This window comes from Streptomyces sp. SP17BM10 (assembly GCF_036322405.1).
In the GTDB taxonomy this organism is placed as follows: domain Bacteria; phylum Actinomycetota; class Actinomycetes; order Streptomycetales; family Streptomycetaceae; genus Kitasatospora.
Genome location: NZ_JAQYXB010000588.1, coordinates 184,091 through 202,300, shown reverse-complemented (window position 1 = coordinate 202,300; position 18,210 = coordinate 184,091). Strand labels below are relative to the sequence as shown.

The following is an 18,210-nucleotide window of genomic DNA, read 5'->3' as shown; positions in this document are numbered from 1 at the left end:
GGAGCCGGCCACCGGGGGCGGCCGCACCGGCGGGAATTGTCAGTGGTGCCGTCCACGATGGAGGAGCACGGACCACCCGGTCCGCGCGCTGCCTCGGAACGGGGGAGACCATGACCATCAGCCACCCTGAGCCCGTCACCGCCCGCCTCCACTCCGCCGCCCTGCCGCACTCCCCGGGCACCCGCCCGGGCGGCGGGGACGTCCATCCCGTGCTGCGCCGGGTCGCCGCGCCGCCGGCCGCCCTCGACCTGCTCGCCGACGCCCACCGCACGCTCGCCCGGGCCCGCGCCCTGGAGGACCCGCTGGAGCGGTACGCCACCGCCCACCTGGCGGCGCTGCGCACCGTCGCGGCCGTGCTCGCCGTGCGCGGGCGGCCGGAGAAGAACCCGCGCCGCCGAAAAGCCATCCGCAGCGCCTGGGAGGTGCTGCCCGAGGTCGCGCCCGAACTCGCCGAGTGGGCCGTCTACTACGGCGCCGGCGCCCGCCGCCGGGCCGCCGCCGAGGCCGGCATCCGGGGCGCCGCCTCGGCCCGCGACGCCGACGACCTGGTCCGCAACACCGCCCTGTTCCTGCGCCTGGTCGAGCGCCTCCTCGGCCTGCGCCCGACCCCGCCCGCCCCGCGCCTGCCGTCGGCCGGCGACCGCCCGCACGAGGCGTGACGGGCGGCCCCACCCGGCCGGTTCAGGGGCCTGTCCTCGGACTCCCGTCGTCCGCCCGGGCGTCGCACGGCAGACGGGAGTCCGAGGACAGGCCCTATGGTGGTGACGTTCCCGATCGTTCTGCACGTGCCGAGGAGTCCCGCCTTGTACCCGACGCGCCCCCGCAGCGCCCTGCGCACCGCCGTGGTCTGGGAGGTGGTGCGGGCCGCCCTGGAGAAGCGGGCCGCCGAGCTGGACCAGCCCGTGCTCGACGTCGTCGACACCGGCGGCGGCACGGGCAACTTCGCCGTGCCGGTGGCCAGGCTCGGCCACCGCGTCACCGTGGTCGACCCGAGCCCGGACGCGCTGTTCGCGCTGGAGCGCCGGGCCGCCGAGGCCGGCGTCACCGACCTGGTGCGCGCCGTCCAGGGTGACACCCAGACGCTGCCCGAGGTGATCGCCCCCGGCACGACGGACGCGGTGCTGTGCCACGGCGTCCTGGAGGTCGTGGACGACCCGGCCGAGGCGCTCGGCTCTCTGGCCGGCACCCTGCGCCCGGGCGGCCTGGTCAGCCTGCTGGCCGCCAACCGCAACGGCGCCGTGCTGGCCCGCGCGCTGGCCGGCCACTTCACCGAGGCCCGCACCGTGCTGTCGGCCACCGACGGCCGCTGGGGCGAGCAGGACCCGATGCCGCGCCGCTTCACCGGCGAGGAGCTCTCCCGCCTCGCCGAGGGCGCCGGCCTGCGCGTCCAGTCGGTGCACGGCGTGCGGGTCTTCTCCGACCTCGTCCCCGGCGTCCTGGTGGACACCGAGCCGGGCGCGATGGAGGCCCTGCTGAAGCTGGAGGAGGCCGCCGCCGCGCAGCCCGCCTTCCACGCCGTGGCGACCCAGCTGCACCTGCTGGCCACGCTCGGCTGAGCCCCTCGACGGCCCCTCCGGGCGGCCGTCCGGACGTCCCGCCGCCGGCGGCTTCGCACAGCGTGCGGCGGCGGTTCGTCTCCCCTCCACCTCCCGGCCGACCGGCCGTGATCGCCGCAGCTCCCCAGGTCCGGGCCGATTCCAGCGGATCGGGCACTAGTTCGCCGTCCGCCGCGTTGGGAGGAGTGCGGTCGACCCCGGCCGAAGTGGCCCGGCCCACGCGCCGCGGACCGCCCCGTTACGGGCCCACGGACCGTATGATCTGGGTAAAGCCGGAAAGCATGACAGCCGGACGCATGGGGCATATGGACGACACGGACCGGGTCCCCCGCACAGGCGTCCGACCGCGTGTCCCGAAGGCCGAATGGACTTGCCTCCCCGACCGGGGCGGCGGACCGGTCGCACCCGCGACCGACGAGTAGGAGGACTCCGTGCCGCTCTCGGAGCACGAGCAGCGACTGCTCGACCAGATGGAGCGAGCGCTGTATGCCGAAGATCCCAAATTCGCGTCGGCGCTTGAGGGAACCGGCCTGCGCACCTACACCCGCCGACGGGTCTACCTGGCCGTCGCCGGCTTCGTGGTGGGCGTCGCCCTGCTGATGGGCGGCATGGTCGTTCCGGACCAGATCTGGGTCAGCGTGGTCGGGTTCCTGGTGATGCTCGGGTGCGCGGTGTTCGCCGTGACGGGCTGGCGCCGGGGGCCCGCGGGCCAGGCCTCGGGCCCGAAGCAGACCGCCGCGCCGCGCCGCAAGGCGGGGATGATGGACCGCGTGGAGCAGCGCTGGCAGCGCCGCCGGGACGAGCAGACCGGCGGGTTCTGAGCCCGCCCCCGGGGGTTGCCCCGGGCGCGGGAGCCGGCCGACAACGGAGCCTGAAGAGCCGCCGGGGCGGGCAGTCGATCGACTGCCCGCCCCGGCGGCTCCGTACGTCCTCCGGGTCCCTCAGGACTCCTCGTCGCGCCCCTTGCGGGTGAACCCCCGCCGCACCGGTCGGGTGACGGCGTCGGACACCCGGGTGACCCGGCCGCCGACCGTCACCCGGGCGGTCAGGACCGCGTCCGAGATCCGCCACCACAACTGCGCCGCCGACGGCGGCAGCAGGACCGCCCGCGTCCGCTCGCGCCGGCCCGCGGTGGCGAGCAGGCCCTCCCGGGCGGTGCGGACGTCGGCCGCGAGCGGCGCGGTGACGTGGGCGGAGCGGGCGTAGAGCACCCGCTCGGTGGCCAGTGCCAGCCGTCCGGCGGCGGCCGCCGCGTCCTCGCCCAGCTCGGCCCGCTCGGTGATCCGCCGGGCGGCGGCGCGCGGGGTGCGCGACTCGTCCGGCGGGATGCCGAGGTCCCAGGCGGAGTCGACCAGCTCGTCCCAGGCGGCCAGGACCTGCTCGTCGGTGAGCTCGGCCGGGCCCTCCCCGCCGGGACGGCGGCGCCCGCCGCCGATCCGGCGCCGGCGCAGCGCGGCGCGCCAGACCATCGGGACGAGCAGCAGCGCGATCAGCGCGACCACCACGGCGAGGGTGCCGAGCACCTGCGCGGAGAGCAGCCAGGAGTCCTGGCCGGTGTCGCCGGCGGCGGTGTCCTTCTTGCCGCACTCGCCCATCCGACGCAGCTTGGCGTCGCAGTCCTTGCTGCTGGACGGCGCCGGCGCGGGCGCCTCGCTGGTGGCGGCGGCGGTCGGCTGCTGGGTGGGCGTGGTGGGCGCGGTGGCGGCCTGCTCGTTGTAGCGGGGCTGCACGCCGCGGCTCGGGGTGGGCTCGAAGCGCATCCAGCCGTAGCCGGTGAAGTACAGCTCGGGCCAGGCGTGGTACATCCGGCCGGTCACCGAGTAGGTGTTACCGCTCTGGGCGTCGCCGGGGGTGAAGCCGACGGCGACCCGGGCGGGGATCTTCAGCGTGCGGGCCATCGCCGCCATGGTCGAGGCGAAGTGGACGCAGAAGCCGCGCTTGTCGCGCAGGAAGGTGACGATGGCGTCCGTGCCGGTGCCGCTGTTGACGCTGGTGTCGTAGCGGAACTCCGGTCCGGTGAACCAGGCGGCGAGGGCGGCGGCCTTGTCGTAGTCGGTCGTCTCCTTGGCAGTGACCCGCCGGGCCTCCTGCGCCACCTCGGCGGGCAGGTTGGCCGGCAGCGCCGTGTAGTGCTCCCGGATGTCCTGGGGCGCGCTCGACGCGGAGCGCAGGTCGTTGGCGGTGGGCCGGACGTCCAGCGAGGTGGCCTGGTAGTGCAGGCCCTTGATCGCCTTGTCGCTGGTGGGCATCAGGGTGCGGGTCAGCCGGTCGAGCTTCCACTCGCCGCGGTTGGGCAGCTGGACCGAGAGCGCCGGGTAGGGCAACGGCAGCCAGCTCTTCTCCAGGGTGCTGCTGACCTGGAAGTCGCCCTTGACCTGCGGGAGGTTGGGGTCCTGCAGGCCCTCCGGCGGGGGAAGGGCCGCGCCCACGTCGGCGACGGTGGTGGAGCCGAGCTTCCAGTTGGTGCCGTCGAACACGTCCAGCGAGCCGGTGCGCAGGTAGGTCTGGTCGGCGATGTCGCTGTCGAGGGTGTAGCGCAGCAGCTCGGTGTCGGTGGGCTTGGTGATCTCGGCCTGCAGGCTGACCAGCGGGTCGAGGCTGGTGACCGCGCCGGCCGAGCCCCCGCCGCCGCTGGCGCCGGAGCCGGAGTGCAGCAGGCCGGAGTCCCAGTGCGGCAGGAAGACGGGAAGCAGCATGGCGACGGCCAGGGCCAGGATGCCGACCTGCTGGCCGCCGAGGCCGACCGTGCCGGAGCTCTCGGTGCCGCGCGAGGTGCCGCGGAAGACCCGGCCCCAGCGGGAGACGCGGTCCTGGCCCTCGGCGAAGAGGAGCAGCAGGTAGCCGGCCGCGGCCAGGCCGAACCAGATCCAGCTGCCGTGGTCGCCGGCCAGGCCGTTGCCGACCGAGTACAGCGCCAGCAGCGGCAGCCCGGCCAGCGCCGAGCGCCGGTACGTCACGGCGACGGTGTCGACGAGCAGCGCGATCAGGCCGACCGAGCCGACCAGGATCAGCCGCAGGCCCGCGTTGGGCGGTGCGGGGATGGCGTACTGCTGGACGTCGTCCAGGCCTGAGCCGAACACCCGGTCCAGGGAGCCCACCGAGTCCGGACCGGGGATCAGGTCGCCCCACAGCGCGGCGGAGTCGGCGAAGCCGATCAGCAGCAGGAGGACCAGGGCGATCAGCTGCCCGAGCGGCACCGTCCAGCGGAACAGCGGGGTGCGGCGCAGGCCCGCGCCGACCGCGGCGATCACCGCGATCACCAGGAAGGCGTGGGTGATCCAGCTCTTGGTGGTGAGCAGCGGGGTCAGGCAGAGCGAGGCGAGGGCGGTGGCCAGCGCCGCGTAGACGGTCAGTTTGGCCCGGGTGGTCACGCGCCGGCCTCTTCTCGGTAGGGGGCGGTGGTCTTCGCGCCGTCGGCGGCCCGCCACAGGTCGGGGAGCGAGTCCCCGGCGCGCACCGGCAGGACCGTCCAGCCGGCCTCGCGCAGCTGGCGGACCCGGGCGCGGAACTCGTCGCCGCCGGTCTCGGGGGCGAGCATCCGCAGGCCGGTCCAGGTTCCGGTGTCGAGGAGCAAGGCGATGGCGCCGCCGGTGCGCCCGCGCAGGCGGGCCAGCCGGGTGGCCTGGGACTCGTCCAGCTCGCCGAGGACGGCGACCAGCAGGCCCTCGCCGCCGGCGCGCAGCGGCTCCTCGGCGCGGGAGAGCCCGCCGCCGTCGGACAGGTCGGCGATCGCGAGCGCGTCGAGGATCAGCCCGGAGGCCTCGGCCGCCGCGTTCGTGCCGCCGGCGCCGGGGCCGGGGACCCACTGGCCGGTGTCGGTGAGCAGCCGGGTCTGGTAGCCGCGCTCCAGCAGGTGGACGGAGACGGACGCGGCGCAGCTGACCGCCCACTCGAAGGAGGAGGCGGGGCCGCTGCCCCGGTGGGCGATCTCGCGGGTGTCCAGCAGCACGGTGGCGCGGGCGCGCTGGGGCTGCTCCTCGCGGCGGACCATCAGTTCGCCGTAGCGGGCGGTGGACTTCCAGTGCACGCGGCGCAGGTCGTCGCCGGGCCGGTACTCGCGCAGGATCACGTCGTCGTCGCCGGCCAGCGCGAGGGTGCGGGAGTGGCTCTCGCCCTGCCCGAGCCACTCGCCGCTCAGCCGCACGTGTGCCAGCGCCTGGACCTGGGGGACGACGGTGAGCACGTCGGACGCGGCGAACGAACGGTTCACCTCGCACATCCCGAACGGGTCGGACAGCCGCAGCTGGAGCGGCCCGAGTTCGTAGCGGCCGCGCAGGTCGGAGCGGACCCGGTAGGAGACCTCGCGGTTGCCGCGCGGCTCGACGCGGTCCAGCACGAAGCGCGGGCGCGGCCCGAGCACGTACGGGACCTTGTCCTCCAGGAGCAGCAGCCCGGTGGGCACCCGGGAGATGTTGTCGACCCGCAGGTGGACCCGGGCCTCCTGGCCGGCGATCGCCCGGTGGGGGCTCAGTCGGCGCCCGCTGGCCACCCGGTAGCGGGTGTTGGCGAGCACCAGGGCGGCGGCCAGCGGCAGCGCGGCGAGCAGCACGCCGACCCGCAGCAGCGCGTCCTGGTCGAGCAGGTACGCGCAGACCATGGCGGTGAGCCCGGCGGCGAGGAAGGAGCGGCCCCGGGTGGTGAGGCCGCGCAGGCCGGCCCGCAGGCCCGACGGTGAGTCGGACGACGACACCTCAGCCCCTCCGGCCGGCCGGGCCGCCCTGCGGGCGCGGCAGCGGCACCCGGGCCACGAGGTCGGCCACGATCTGCTCGGAGGTGCGGCGGCTGAGCTGGGTCTCGGCGGTCGGCATCAGGCGGTGTGCGAGGACCGGGACGGCGAGGCGCTGGATGTCGTCCGGGGTGACGTAGTCGCGCCCGTCCAGCGCGGCGGCGGCGCGGGCGGCCCGCACCAGGTGCAGGGTGGCGCGCGGCGAGGCGCCCAGGCGCAGCTCGTGGCTGGTGCGGGTGGCGCCGACCAGGTCGACGGCGTAGCGGCGGACCGGGTCGGCGATATGCACGGTGCGCACCAGGTCGATCAGCTTGAGGATGTCGGCGGCGTGCGCGACCGGCTGGAGGTCGGCCAGCGGGTTGGCGCCGGCGTGCACGTCGAGCATCGCGAACTCGGCCTCGGGGCTGGGGTAGCCGATCGAGATGCGGGCCATGAAGCGGTCCCGCTGGGCCTCGGGGAGGGGGTAGGTGCCCTCCATCTCGACCGGGTTCTGGGTGGCGACGACCATGAACGGCGACGGCAGCTCGTAGCTGGTGCCGTCGATGGTGACCTGGCGCTCCTCCATCGACTCCAGCAGCGCGGACTGGGTCTTGGGCGAGGCGCGGTTGATCTCGTCGCCGACCACGATCTGGGCGAAGATCGCGCCCGGGCGGAACTCGAAGTCGCGCTGGTGCTGGTCGTAGATGTTGGTGCCGGTGACGTCCGAGGGCAGCAGGTCGGGCGTGAACTGGATGCGCCGCACGGTGCAGTCGACCGAGCGGGCGAGCGCCTTGGCCAGCATGGTCTTGCCGACGCCGGGCACGTCCTCGAGCAGCAGGTGGCCCTCGGCGAGCAGGACGGTCAGGGCGATCCGGACGGCCTCCGGCTTGCCCTCGATCACGCTCTCGATGTTGGCGCGGATCCGGTCCACGACGGCGGCGAGCTCGGGCAGGCCGACCCGGTGGTACCCGTCCGCCCCCTGGGCGCCCCCCGAAGAACCGCCGACACCGGCCTGATCGCTGTAGCTCGTCACCCGTTACGCTCCCTGGCACACCGTGCCCGCCTCACCTCGAGGCCGGCCCCCACCCCATGCTTGACGCGGCCGTGCCAGGGGCGGTTCCGTGCGGGATCCGGCGCCGGGACAGCGGCCTGCGGCCCGGCCGCCCCAGGTGGTTCGAGGTCAACCGGCAGGCGCATTCTCTCCCGCCGGGGGCGCGGAAGTCACCCTGTCGCCCAGGCTGTGACCCGCCCGCTCGACTCGGGGCGGGTGACCGGGGGACAGGGTGCCCCGGTCAGTGGATTTCGCGCAGCAGACCGGTGTGGACGTCGAAGACGAACCCGCGGACGTCGTCGGTGTGCAGCAGGAAGGGGGAGGTGCGCACGCGCTGCATGGACTGGCGGACGTCGCCGTCCAGGTCGACGAAGGCCTCGACCGCCCACTGCGGGCGCTGGCCGACCTCCAGTTCCAGCTCGCGGCGGAAGTCCTCGGTGAGTCCGAGCAGGCCGCAGCCGGTGTGGTGGATCAGCGCGATCGAGCGGGTGCCGAGAGCACGCTGGCTGATCGTGAGGGAGCGGATGGTGTCGTCGGTGACGACGCCGCCCGCGTTGCGGATGACGTGGGCGTCGCCCAGTTCGAGCCCGAGCGCCGCGAACAGGTCGAGGCGGGCGTCCATGCAGGCGACGACGGCGATCTTCTGCACCGGGCGGGCGTCCATGCCGCCGTCGTGGAAGGTGACGGCGTACTCGCGGTTGGACGCCACGAAGCGGTCGATGATGGCGGGGGTCGCGGTGTCGGCAGCGGCGGTCGGCGTGGGCCGGTCGGGGGTCACTGTCATAGGGGCGACGTTAGTGCGATTCGGGTGGCCGCGGTGGGGTGGAGAGCTACAGAACGCGGCGCTGTGACCGAGCGCATAGCCACAACGGACGGGTTTGTCCGGCCTGGTCCCGAAGCGCGCGCGACCCGGGGCGCGCGCCCGGCCGGCGCGGCCGCCCCGCCCGCCCGGCCCGGCCGCCGGGACGGCCGCGACCTGCGGTGATCCGTACCGCCGCCCGGGTGGTGCGCCGGAGCGGGCCATTGACTGGCGGGGCCCGCGCGATAGAGTTGCGGCGCAGTGGAGCACACCCGCCGGGACCCGTCAACCGGGCCTCACCGGCCGGTGCTCCGGCCCGACCCGGCCCGTGGCCTCCACCCGCTCCGTGTCCTCCTGGCGCACCTTCCCCGGCGCCCGGCGGCCATGTCCTTCCCCTCGAGCGGGCGGGGACCACGGGCCGTGTCGTGCCCGCTCCCGGCGGTGGGCGAGAATGGGGCGCAGCTCCCGGGCATCGGGCTGCTCCGCACCGAGGAAGGGCGCCACCGCGCATGACCACCAATGAGCCGGGACCGAAGCACGTCCCCGTGATGCTGCAGCGGTGCATGGACGCGCTGGCGCCGGCGATCTCCCGGCCGGGCGCCGTGGTGGTGGACGCCACCCTCGGCCTCGGCGGGCACAGCGAGGCGCTGCTCACCCAGTTCCCCGAGGTCCGGCTGGTCGCGGTGGACCGCGACCCGGCGGCGCTCAAGCTCTCCGGCGAGCGCCTCGCCCGGTTCGGCGACCGGGCCACCCTGGTGCACGCCGTCTACGACGAGATCCCCGAGGTGCTGGAGCGCCTGGGCATCGACCGGATCGACGGGGTCCTGTTCGACCTCGGCGTCTCCTCCATGCAGCTGGACGAGGCGGACCGCGGCTTCGCGTACGCCCAGGACGCCCCGCTGGACATGCGGATGGACCAGACCCGGGGGATCAGCGCGGCCGAGGTGCTCAACACCTACAGCCACGGCGAGCTGGCCCGGATCCTGAAGTTCTACGGCGAGGAGCGGTTCGCCGGGAAGATCGCCTCGGTGATCGTCCGGGAGCGCGAGAAGGAACCGTTCACCAACAGCGCGCGTCTGGTCGAGTTGGTGCGCAACGCCATTCCGGCGGCCACCCGGCGCACCGGCGGCAACCCCGCGAAGCGGACCTTCCAGGCCCTGCGGATCGAGGTGAACGGCGAACTGGAGGTGCTGGACCGGGCCATCCCGGGAGCGCTGGAGGCCCTCGCGGTCGGCGGACGGATCGTGGTGATGTCCTACCAGTCGCTGGAGGACCGCCTGGTGAAGCAGTACTTCGCGGCCGGAGCGACCAGCACGGCGCCGCCGGGACTGCCGTTCGTCCCCGAGGAGCACCAGCCCTGGCTGAAGCTGATCACCCGCGGTGCCGAGCTGGCCACCGAGGCGGAGATCGAGGAGAACCGGCGCGCCGCGCCCGTGCGGCTGCGGGTGGCGGAGAGGATCAGGGACCGGAAGAAGCGGGGCTGAGCGGGTCCCAGGGCGGTCCGAAGGGCGGAGGAGAGCAGTGGGGCCGGTGGCCGGTGGGGTCCGGGCGGGGAGCGGAGCACTCCCGGGGCAGGGCAGGGCGCGGATCACGGTCCGGCCGGGGCGGCGACCCGTGCGGGGACGCACGCCCTTCGCCGTCCTGGTGGTGGTCCTGCTGGCGGCGGGGCTGCTCGGGCTGCTGACGCTGAACACGGCGCTCAACGAGGGCTCCTTCGAACTGTCCCGGCTGCAGCGGCAGACCACCACGGCGACCGACGAGCAGCAGAGCCTCCAGCACCAGATCGACCAGAACTCCGCGCCGGACGCGCTGGCCCGGCGGGCCGCCGAGCTGGGCATGATCCCGGCCGGCGGGATGGCCTTCCTGGACCTGGGCAACGGGGGCAAGGTGCTCGGCAAGCCCGGCCCGGCGCAGGACAGCCCGCCGGTGAAGCGGTCGACGGCCGAGCCGTGGCCGACCAAGCAGCAGCCGGCGCCGAGCTCCCAGCCGAGCGCCCCGGCGCCGACGGCGACCGCAGGCGACTCCGTCGTCCAGATCAACCCGGGCGCCCCGGCGCCCGCGCCGACGGGGGGTGCGGCCCGATGAGCGGGCGGAGCGAGCAGGACGTCAGAACGGGCGTACGGGTGGCCGGGCGCGCGGTGGGCGGCTGGTCCGGCGGGCGCGCATGGGCGGATGCCCCTGCCGAGCGCAGCGGGGTGGGTGCATGAGTACGCCGCGACAGCCGTCCGCCGGGGGCTCCGGCAACCCGCGCCGTCCGGCGGCGCCCAAGGGCGCGGCCCCTCGCGGGCAGGCGTCCAAGAAGGCCCAGCCCGCCAAGCCGCAGCCGACCAAGCCGCAGTCCGCGAAGGCGCAGCCGGCCCGGCCGAAGCAGCCCGCCGGCGGCCAGCCCGCGAAGGCCGCCGCCGCCCGGACGCCGAGGGCTCCGCAGCAGCGCCGCCCCGAGGGCCGACCGCCGGCCAGGTCCCAGGCGGCGGCCCGGCCGCGCCCCAAGTCCCGTCCGCCGCAGCGCCCCAAGGCCCTCAAGCTGGCCGAGCCCAAGCGCCGGCTGCGGGTGATCACCGTCGTGCTGTCGCTGGTGTTCTCCGTCTTCGCGGGCCGGCTCGTCCAGCTGCAGTTGCTGGACGCCGACGCGCTGGCCGCCGACGCCAACACCAACCGCTACCTCAACATCCCGATCACCGCCGAGCGCGGCTCGATAACGTCCTCCGACGGCGTCGCCCTGGCGGCCACCGTCGACGCGTACGACATCACCGCCGACCCGGCGATGTTCACCCCGGAGGCCACCGGCGTCCCGGACGCCCCCGAGCAGGCGGCGGCGCTGCTGTCGCCGATCATCGGCGTGCCCAAGGAGAAGATCGCCGCCGACCTGCACACCCCCAAGAGCCGCTACAAGCGGCTCGCCGCCCAGCAGACCCCGAGCGCCAAGAGCCAGATCAGCGAGCTCAAGGCGAACCTGGAGAAGCAGGCCGGCTCGCGCGCCTGCCAGGCCCAGAAGCGCCAGCTCGGCAAGCCCGCCGACCAGGGCGGGCGCACCCGGGTCGACAACGAGTGCGCCAACCCGCTGGCCGGCGTGTTCAACCAGGAGACCCAGAAGCGGGTCTACCCCTCCGACGGCCTGGCGGCCAACCTGGTCGGCTTCGTCAACGGCGAGGGGCAGGGCGCGGGCGGCCTGGAGCTGCAGTACCAGAAGCTGCTGGCCGGCAAGGACGGCCACAACAGCTACGCCCAGGCGGGCGGCCGGCTGGTGCCCACCGCCGGGGGCTCGCTGGAGGCCGCCGTGCCCGGCAGCGACGTCAAGCTGACCATCAACCGGGACATCCAGTGGGCCGCCCAGCGGGCGATCGCCGACCAGGTGGCCAACTCCGGCGCGGAGAAGGGCTACGTCGTCGTCCAGGACGTGAAGACCGGACGGGTCCTCGCGATGGCCACCGCGCCCGGCTTCAACCCGAACGACCTGAGCACCGCCAAGCAGTCCCAGCTGGGCAACGCCGCCCTGGGCGACGCCTACGAGCCGGGCAGCACCGCCAAGGTGATGAGCATGGCCGCCGTGCTGGACTCCGGCAAGGCCACCTGGGACACCAAGGTGACCGTTCCCAACCGGCTCGTGCGGGCCGGGCAGCAGTTCAAGGACGACGTCGACCACGACAACTGGTACCTGACCCTGGCCGGAGTGCTCGCCAAGTCCTCCAACATCGGCACCATCGAGGCGATCGAGACCCTCGGCGACGGCGACCAGCTGAAGGCCAACCAGGTGCTGGACGGCTACCTGCGCAAGTTCGGCGTGGCCCAGCCGACCGGCCTGAACTTCCCCGGTGAGACGGTCGGCAAGCTCAAGAAGCCGGAGGACCTGGTCGCCTCGGAGAAGTACAACATCTCCTTCGGCCAGGGCCCGCTGCAGATGAACGCGCTGCAGGCCACGTCGGTGTACTCGACCATCGCCAACGGCGGCGTCCGGGTGGCGCCCAGCATCGTCCAGGGCATCACCAGCCCGGACGGCAAGTACAGCCCGACGCCGCCGGGCGAGCAGACCCGGGTGGTCAGCGACCAGACCGCCAAGACGCTCACCCAGATGCTGGAGTCCGTCGTCGACGACGAGCAGGGCACCGGCGGCAAGGCCGCCATCCCCGGCTACCGCGTGGCCGGCAAGACCGGCACCGCCAACCGCGGCGCGGCCAACGGCGTCGGCTACGACGGCTACACCGCCTCCTTCATCGGCTTCGCCCCGGCGGAGGCGCCCCGGGTGACCGTCTCCTGCACCCTCCAGGGCCCGGTCAACGGCCACTTCGGCGGCCAGCTGTGCGGCCCGGTGTTCAAGCAGGTGATGGAGTTCACCCTCAAGACCCTCCAGGTCCCGCCGAGCAACAGCGAGGCACCCAACCTGCCCGTCGACTGGAAGCCGTGAACGAGCATGAGCAACGAGCTGGCCGGGTCGGCCGGCGGCGCGGCGCAGGGCCGGTTTGGCCCTGGGCACCCTTCGGCGGATAGCCTTCCCGCCGTGCCGAAACCCGATCAAACCACCGTGAGTCCGCCCCGCCCGGCCGAGGCCGCCGCCCTGCCGCTCGCCGAGCTGGCCGACCGGCTGGGTCTGCCGCCCGTCGAAGGCGGTGCCGTCACCGGCGTCACCCACGACTCCCGCGCGGTGCGCCCGGGCGACGTGTACGTGGCCTTCCCGGGCGCCAACCACCACGGCGCGGCCTTCGCGGCCAAGGCCGCGGCGGCCGGCGCGGTGGCCGTGCTCACCGACCCGGCGGGCGCCGAGCTGGCCGCCCCCACCGGCCTGCCGCTGCTGGTCGTCGACCGGCCGCGGGCCCGGATGGGCGAGCTGGCCGCGATCGTCTACGGGCACCCGTCGGAGCGGCTGCTGATGCTCGGCCTGACCGGCACCAACGGCAAGACCACCACCTCCTACCTGGTGGAGGGAGGCCTGCGCGGCGCCGGCCGCAGCCCCGGGGTGATCGGCACCGTCGAGATGCGGGTCGGCACCGAGCGGATCAAGAGCGAGCGGACCACCCCCGAGGCCACCGACCTGCACGCGATCCTCGGCGTGATGGCCGAGCGCGGCGCCGACGCGGTGACCATGGAGGTCTCCAGCCACGCCCTGGTCTTCGGCCGCACCGACGGGGTGACGTACGACGTCGCCCTGTTCAACAACCTCACGCCGGAGCACCTCGACTTCCACCCGGACATGGAGGACTACTTCCAGGCGAAGGCCAGGCTCTTCCAGCCCGGCAAGTCCCGTCGCGGCGTGGTCAACGTCGACGACGAGTACGGCCGCCGGCTCGCCGCCGAGGCCGAGATCCCGGTGGCCACCTTCTCCGCCGCCGGCGACCCGGGCGCCGACTGGCGCGCGGTCGACGTCCAGCTCGGCCCGATCGGCTCGACCTTCCGGGTGCTCGGCCCGGACGGCGCCGAGGCGGACGCCTCCGTGCCGCTGCCCGGCCCGTTCAACGTGGCCAACGCCCTCGCCGCGATCACCGTCCTGGTCTCCGCCGGGCTGCCGCTGGACCGGGCCGTCGCGGGCGTCGCCGCCGTGCCCGGCGTGCCGGGCCGCCTGGAGCGCGTGGACGCCGGACAGCCGTTCGTCGCCGTCGTCGACTACGCGCACAAGCCCGACGCCCTGCGCGCCGTCCTCGCCTCGCTGCGCGAGGTCACCAAGGGCCGGCTGCACGTCGTCGTCGGCTGCGGCGGCGACCGCGACCCGCACAAGCGCGGCCCGATGGGCGACATCGCCGCCCGGCTCGCCGACACCGCCCTGCTGACCAGCGACAACCCGCGCAGCGAGGACCCGCTGGCGATCCTCGCCAGCATGCTCGGCGGCGCCGCCGCGGTCCCCGAGGCCGAGCGCGGCGACGTCCTGGTCGTCCCCGACCGGGCCGAGGCGATCCGCCTCGCCGTGGCCCGCGCGCACGCCGGCGACACCGTGCTGGTGGCGGGCAAGGGCCACGAACTTGGCCAGTACGTTCGAGACGAGATCCGCCCCTTCGACGACCGGGAGGTGTTGCACGACGAGATCAAGCGGAGCTCCGTCGTGCGGACCACGGCCGCCCGGGGCGACCGAGGAGTAGAGCAGCAGTGATCGCACTGACCCTCGCCGAGGTGGCCGCAGCCGTCGGAGGCACCCTGGACGGCGTCGACCCGGCCACCCCGGTCACCGGCCCGGTCGAGGTCGACTCCCGGAAGGTCGTCCCCGGCGGCCTGTTCGCGGCCTTCGTCGGAGAGCACGTGGACGGCCACGACTACGCGGCCACCGCCGTCTCGGCCGGCGCCGTCGCGGTCCTGGCCTCCCGCCCGGTCGGCGTGCCCGCCGTCCTGGTCGACAGCGTCGTGGACGCCCTCGGCAAGCTGGCCCGCGCCGTCGTGGCCCGCGCCGAGGCGACCACCGTGGTCGCGCTGACCGGCTCGGCCGGAAAGACCAGCACCAAGGACCTGATCGCCCAGCTGCTCCAGCGCCTCGGCGACACCGTCTACCCGCCCGGCTCGCTCAACAACGAGATCGGGCACCCGATGACCGCGCTGCGGGTCGAGCCCGCCACCCGGCACCTGGTCATGGAGATGGGCGCCCGGCACAAGGGCGACATCGAGTACCTCACCTCCATCACCCCGCCCCGGATCGGCCTGGTGCTGAACGTCGGCACCGCGCACGTCGGTGAGTTCGGCTCGCAGGAGAAGATCGCCGAGGCCAAGGGCGAGCTCGTCGAGGCGCTGCCCGCGGACGGCGCCGCGATCCTCAACGCCGACGACCGGCTGGTCCGCGCGATGGCGGCCCGCACCAAGGCCAGGGTCGTCCTGTTCGGCGAGTCCCCGGACGCCCACGTCCGGGCGACCGACGTTCGCCTGGACGCCACCGGACGGCCATCGTTCACGCTCACCACCCCGGCCGGTTCCGCGCCCGTACAGCTGCGCCTGTACGGTGAGCACCACGTCTCGAACGCCCTCGCCGCCGCCGCGGTGGCGGTGGAGCTCGGGATGTCCGTCGACGACGCCGCGGCAGCCCTGGGCGAGGCGGGTGCGCTGTCCCGCTGGCGCATGGAGGTCGTCGACCGGGCCGATGGTGTCACCGTCGTCAACGACGCCTACAACGCGAACCCCGACTCGATGCGGGCCGCGCTGCGGGCGCTGGTCTCGATGGGGGGCCGCGGCCCGGAGCGCCGCCGCACCTGGGCGGTGCTCGGCGAGATGCGGGAGCTCGGCGAGGACAGCCTGGCCGAGCACGACGCCATCGGGCGGCTCGCGGTGCGGCTGGACGTCACCAAGCTGGTGGCGGTCGGCGGGCGCGAGGCGGCCTGCATGGAACTGGGCGCGAGGAACGAAGGTTCGTGGGGTGAGGAGTCGGTGCTGGTGTCCGACGCGGACGCGGCGGTCGAACTGCTGCGCAGTCAGCTGCGGCCGGGGGATGTGGTCCTGGTGAAGGCGTCCCGTTCGGTGGGGCTGGAGAAGGTGGCCGAGGCGATCCTGGCGGACGGTGCGGCCGAGTGATGAAGCAGATCCTCTTCTCCGGCATGATCGGCCTGGTCCTGTCGCTGCTCGGCACCCCGGCGCTGATCAAGCTGCTCGCCAAGCACGGCTACGGCCAGTACATCCGCGACGACGGCCCCAAGGCGCACCACAGCAAGAAGGGCACGCCCACCATGGGCGGCATCGCCTTCATCCTGGCGACGCTCATCGCCTACTTCGCGACCAAGGCGATAACGGGCGAGAGCCCGACCGTCTCCGGGCTGCTGGTGCTCTTCCTGACCGCGGGCCTCGGCCTGGTCGGCTTCCTGGACGACTACATCAAGGTCGTCAAGCGCCGCTCGCTCGGCCTGCGGGCCAAGGCGAAGCTGGCCGGCCAGTCGATCGTCGGCCTCGGCTTCGCGGTGCTGGCGATGCAGTTCCAGGACGACCGCGGGCTCACCCCGGCGTCCCAGAGCCTGTCGTTCGTGCGCGACTTCAAGTGGGCGGTCGGCCCGGTGCTGTTCGTCATCTTCGCGTACTTCATGATCGCGGCGATGTCCAACGGCGTGAACCTGACGGACGGTCTGGACGGCCTCGCCACCGGCGCGTCGGTCATGGTCTTCGGCGCCTACACCTTCATCGGCATCTGGGAGTACACCCAGAGCTGCGCCTACGCGATCACCGCGACCGCCAACTGCTACGACGTCCGCGACCCGCTGGACCTCGCCGTCGTCGCCTCCGCCCTGATGGGCTCCTGCTTCGGCTTCCTGTGGTGGAACACCTCGCCCGCCAAGATCTTCATGGGCGACACCGGCTCGCTCGCCCTCGGCGGCGCCCTCGCCGGCCTGGCCATCTGCTCGCGCACCGAGCTCCTGCTCGCGCTGCTCGGCGGCCTCTACGTGATCATCACCCTGTCGGTGATCATCCAGGTCGGCTCCTTCCGGATGACCGGCAAGCGCGTCTTCAAGATGGCGCCGCTGCAGCACCACTTCGAACTCAAGGGCTGGACCGAAGTCCTGATCGTGGTCCGCTTCTGGATCATCCAGGGCCTCTGCGTCGCCGTCGGCCTCGGCCTCTTCTACGCGGGATGGGTGACCGGATGACGAACCCCCAGTCCACGACGCCGGAGTGGAAGGCCCTGCCCGTCGTCGTCGCCGGGCTCGGTGTCTCGGGCATCAGCGCCGCGCGCGTCCTGCGCGAGCTGGGCGCCGACGTCACCGTGGTCGACGGCGGCGCCGGCGAGGGCCTGAAGGCCCGCGCCGCCGAGCTGGAGGCCCAGGGCATCACGGTTCGCCTCGGCGACGGCGCGAGCCTGCCCGAGGGCACCCGGCTGATCGTCACCTCGCCCGGCTGGCCGCCGAACAGCCCGCTGTTCGCCGCCGCCGAGCAGGCCGGCGTCGAGGTCTGGGGCGACGTCGAGCTCGCCTGGCGGCTGCGCAGGCCGTTGCCCGCCACCGGCGAGCCCGCCCCCTGGCTGGCCGTCACCGGCACCAACGGCAAGACCACCACGGTCCAGATGCTCGCCTCGATCCTCACCGCGGCCGGCAAGCGCACCGCCGCCGTCGGCAACGTCGGCGTCTCGGTGCTGGACGCGGTCCTCGCCGAGGAGCCGTACGACGTCCTCGCGGTCGAGCTCTCCAGCTACCAGCTGCACTGGGCGCCCTCGCTGCGCCCGCACTCGGCCGCCGTGCTCAACCTGGCGCCCGACCACCTCGACTGGCACGGCTCGATGGAGGCGTACGCCGCCGACAAGGGCCGGATCTACGAGGGCAACGTCGTCGCCTGCGTGTACAACCTGGCCGACCCGGCCACCGAGGCCCTGGTCCGCGAGGCCGACGTCGAGGAGGGCTGCCGGGCGATCGGCTTCGGCCTCGACGCCCCCGGCCCGTCGAACTTCGGCGTCGTGGACGGCCTGCTGGTCGACCGCGCGTTCGTGCCCGACCGGGCCAAGAACGCCGCCGAGCTGGGCACCGTCGAGGACGTCAGCCCACCCGTCGCCCACCACCCCTCCGTGGAGGGCGCTCCGCACCGCCGCCCCGCTGCCCCGCACAACATCGCCAACGCCCTCGCGGCGGCGGCGCTGGCGCGGGCCTACGGGGTCGAGCCGAAGGCCGTCCGGGAGGGCCTGCGGGCCTTCCGCCCGGACGCCCACCGGATCGCCGAGGTCGCCGTGGTCGACGGGGTCACCTACGTCGACGACTCCAAGGCCACCAACACCCACGCCGCCGCGGCCTCGCTGGCCGCCTTCCGGCCGGTCGTCTGGATCGCCGGCGGCCTCGCCAAGGGCGCGACCTTCGACGACCTCGTCCAGGGCGCGGCCGAGCGGCTGCGGGCCGCCGTGCTCATCGGCGAGGACCGCGCGCTGATCCGGGAGGCGCTGGCCCGACACGCGCCGGATGTCCCGGTGATCGAGGCGGCCGAGGGCCAGACTGGCGCGGTGGCGATGGCCGAGGTCGTCCGGACGGCCGCGTCGCTCGCCCAGCCGGGTGACACGGTGCTCCTGGCCCCGGCCTGCGCGTCGATGGACATGTTCACCAACTACGGCGAGCGCGGCGACCTCTTCGCCGCCTCCGTCCGGGAGCTGGCGGGCGGGTAGCCGGGCCCGGCGAGGGCGTCCGTACGAGGAGAGCGAGCGGGGAGTTGGCGGGGCAGGGCAGGGCGGACT

General features: G+C 74.4%; 14 protein-coding genes. 10 read left to right on the top strand and 4 right to left on the bottom strand.

The window, feature by feature from the left end:
- The first annotated feature begins 110 nt into the window (after window positions 1–110).
- The 3 genes from PUR71_RS19735 to PUR71_RS19725 all read left to right on the top strand — a co-directional run bounded on the left by PUR71_RS19735 (window position 111) and on the right by PUR71_RS19725 (window position 2,377).
- Window positions 111–659, top strand: coding sequence for an SAV_6107 family HEPN domain-containing protein (locus PUR71_RS19735; RefSeq protein WP_329928357.1), 549 nt, complete (start codon window positions 111–113; stop codon window positions 657–659).
- A gap of 96 nt (window positions 660–755) precedes the next feature.
- Window positions 756–1,556 (top strand): methyltransferase domain-containing protein, encoded by an 801-nt coding sequence (locus tag PUR71_RS19730; RefSeq protein WP_443077487.1) that lies wholly within the window; start codon window positions 756–758, stop codon window positions 1,554–1,556.
- 431 nt (window positions 1,557–1,987) lie between these two features.
- Window positions 1,988–2,377, top strand: a complete 390-nt coding sequence (locus PUR71_RS19725) for a DUF3040 domain-containing protein (RefSeq protein WP_329928355.1) — start codon at window positions 1,988–1,990, stop codon at window positions 2,375–2,377.
- A gap of 120 nt (window positions 2,378–2,497) precedes the next feature.
- Here the strand turns inward: PUR71_RS19725 and PUR71_RS19720 are convergent, their stop codons facing one another.
- The 4 genes from PUR71_RS19720 to PUR71_RS19705 form a co-directional block, all read right to left on the bottom strand.
- Complete coding sequence (locus PUR71_RS19720) at window positions 2,498–4,927, bottom strand: transglutaminase family protein (RefSeq protein ID WP_329928354.1); 2,430 nt, start codon at window positions 4,925–4,927, stop codon at window positions 2,498–2,500.
- A complete protein-coding gene (locus tag PUR71_RS19715) occupies window positions 4,924–6,246 on the bottom strand; it encodes a DUF58 domain-containing protein (protein WP_329928353.1) in 1,323 nt (440 codons plus the stop codon). The genes PUR71_RS19720 and PUR71_RS19715 overlap by 4 nt, the downstream gene beginning before the upstream one ends.
- A 1-nt stretch (window position 6,247) precedes the next feature.
- Entirely contained in the window at window positions 6,248–7,213 is a 966-nt protein-coding gene (locus PUR71_RS19710) for an AAA family ATPase (RefSeq protein ID WP_329928451.1), read from the bottom strand.
- Window positions 7,214–7,553: 340 nt separating this feature from the next.
- Window positions 7,554–8,096 (bottom strand): beta-class carbonic anhydrase, encoded by a 543-nt coding sequence (locus tag PUR71_RS19705; protein ID WP_329928352.1) that lies wholly within the window; start codon window positions 8,094–8,096, stop codon window positions 7,554–7,556.
- Window positions 8,097–8,620: 524 nt separating this feature from the next.
- Between PUR71_RS19705 and rsmH the strand changes: the two genes are divergently transcribed.
- The 7 genes from rsmH to murD all read left to right on the top strand — a co-directional run bounded on the left by rsmH (window position 8,621) and on the right by murD (window position 18,141).
- Window positions 8,621–9,595 (top strand): 16S rRNA (cytosine(1402)-N(4))-methyltransferase RsmH, encoded by a 975-nt coding sequence (gene rsmH, locus PUR71_RS19700; protein ID WP_329928351.1) that lies wholly within the window; start codon window positions 8,621–8,623, stop codon window positions 9,593–9,595.
- 130 nt (window positions 9,596–9,725) lie between these two features.
- Window positions 9,726–10,196 (top strand): cell division protein FtsL, encoded by a 471-nt coding sequence (locus PUR71_RS19695; RefSeq protein ID WP_329928350.1) that lies wholly within the window; start codon window positions 9,726–9,728, stop codon window positions 10,194–10,196.
- A gap of 118 nt (window positions 10,197–10,314) precedes the next feature.
- Window positions 10,315–12,513: a peptidoglycan D,D-transpeptidase FtsI family protein gene (locus PUR71_RS19690; protein ID WP_329928349.1), complete on the top strand. Its 2,199-nt coding sequence runs from the start codon at window positions 10,315–10,317 to the stop codon at window positions 12,511–12,513.
- A 93-nt stretch (window positions 12,514–12,606) separates the two neighbouring features.
- Window positions 12,607–14,187, top strand: a complete 1,581-nt coding sequence (locus PUR71_RS19685; RefSeq protein WP_329928348.1) for a UDP-N-acetylmuramoyl-L-alanyl-D-glutamate--2,6-diaminopimelate ligase — start codon at window positions 12,607–12,609, stop codon at window positions 14,185–14,187.
- On the top strand, window positions 14,184–15,587 hold the full coding sequence (locus tag PUR71_RS19680; protein ID WP_329928347.1) for a UDP-N-acetylmuramoyl-tripeptide--D-alanyl-D-alanine ligase: 1,404 nt from the start codon (window positions 14,184–14,186) through the stop codon (window positions 15,585–15,587). Before PUR71_RS19685 ends, PUR71_RS19680 begins: the two co-directional genes overlap by 4 nt.
- Entirely contained in the window at window positions 15,587–16,648 is a 1,062-nt protein-coding gene (gene mraY / locus PUR71_RS19675) for a phospho-N-acetylmuramoyl-pentapeptide-transferase (protein WP_329928346.1), read from the top strand. Before PUR71_RS19680 ends, mraY begins: the two co-directional genes overlap by 1 nt.
- Complete coding sequence (murD, locus tag PUR71_RS19670; RefSeq protein ID WP_329928345.1) at window positions 16,645–18,141, top strand: UDP-N-acetylmuramoyl-L-alanine--D-glutamate ligase; 1,497 nt, start codon at window positions 16,645–16,647, stop codon at window positions 18,139–18,141. Before mraY ends, murD begins: the two co-directional genes overlap by 4 nt.
- Window positions 18,142–18,210 lie beyond the last annotated feature (69 nt).